1 protein-coding gene and 1 pseudogene are annotated in these 1,383 nt (G+C 54.5%); both read right to left on the bottom strand.

Going from position 1 to position 1,383, the window contains the following annotated elements; translation table 11 throughout:
• Window positions 1-75: 75 nt before the first annotated feature.
• Window positions 76-429 (bottom strand): annotated as a pseudogene (locus tag QP922_RS12990) (IS3-like element IS3501 family transposase); the annotation flags it as partial.
• 84 nt (window positions 430-513) lie between these two features.
• Window positions 514-1,002, bottom strand: coding sequence for a hypothetical protein (locus tag QP922_RS12765; RefSeq protein WP_284809905.1), 489 nt, complete (start codon window positions 1,000-1,002; stop codon window positions 514-516).
• Window positions 1,003-1,383: the final 381 nt, after the last annotated feature.

Genomic DNA, 1,383 nt, shown 5'->3' with positions numbered 1-1,383 from the left:
ACTACATCTTGCGGTGCCTGATCCACTCCGGACAACTACAGGACAAAATCAACGCACTCTAAAACCGGAAGGGCCCCCAAACTGATTTTTGTATGCGTCGATGTAGGAGATCATTTGGTCGCGGGTCGGTCGAGTTCCGCTGCGAAAAAGCCGAAGCAGTCTTAAGAATCCCGTTTGCTCGCTTCAGCTCACGGTTCCCGCGGCGCAGTCGCTTGAGCTCTTCCTCCATTATCTCGCCGCCTGAAGCGTCAGAGTCACACGTACTGAAGCGCTGCCACGGTACCAAGCCCGAAACGTATGGTGAGATACCCCAAGCAGCTCACCGGCCTCCGCGTAGGCGCGCTGCAATGTGCAGGACTCCAGCCGGACCATTTCAATGATCTGATGAATCGCCTTTTCCTTAAACTCAACGGAGTGCTTTATAGGCATAGTTCAATCCTTCCTTAGCTGAGGTCTTTGCTGAGGTGGGAACTAAATGGGCTAATTGCACACTTGCGGCGCGTACATACTTCATTACAAAGAAACAGCCCCCTCAGCTATATCTGCCGTACGCGGCGAACGCGCCACGGGCAAGGCCGACGCAACAGCTGCGACTACCAACGCAGCTGCCAAAGCAACCGCCGCAACACCAGGATGAGAAGAAAGCGCCGCGAAAAGAATCATTCCAAGCGGGGTACCGGCGGTAAAGACCAGCTGATCCTTTGTAGCGAACTGGTGTACCAGACCATCATCTCCCAAAGACTGCCCGAGAGAATCCCACGCAATGCCTGCCGCAGTCATTAACAAGGACGCAGCGGCACCAACTGCGGCGATGAGCACGAAGACAGAGGAGTATGCCAAAGCCAGGATCTGCCCGGCCAGAAGAATCAACATGAGGATTTGCAAGGTGCTAAAACGCACTCGATCTAATGCCTTCAAAATTGTTGCGGCTGAGCCAAGCAGCGAACCGACCGCAAGCGCAGTTGCCATAAACCCCCACGACTTTTCGTCGAAAGTATTCATAATCCATGTAGGACCAGCACTTCCCAGGAAGCCGTTGACTACTGCCGCGACCAGCCAAGTGCCGAGCCCTACCCGCACCCAGCTCGGGAGCGTTGGGGACGCAAGAGGCTTGTTTGGACTCGATGAACCTGCGCTGTCCGGTTCTGGTTCAGCCGCTGCGCTTTTAGAGTTTTCGCCTGCTGGTTCGCAACGTGCTGAGAGAAACGGAAGAACAAAGAGCATGGCCACGAGGAAAGTGGCGCCGTCGATAAGCAATACCGTGTTAAATCCCAAGGTGAGCACTGCCGCTGTACCGATGAGAGGGCCGCAAGGTCAGCAATGAGATCTTTCATTTCAGCAGCGTAGCCTGCCACTAGGCTATAAGCTGTTCCAAAAGTACAA

Origin of the sequence: Corynebacterium sp. MSK218 (genome assembly GCF_030232655.1) — a bacterium.
Classification (GTDB): domain Bacteria; phylum Actinomycetota; class Actinomycetes; order Mycobacteriales; family Mycobacteriaceae; genus Corynebacterium.
This window is presented reverse-complemented; position numbering and strand designations above follow the sequence as displayed.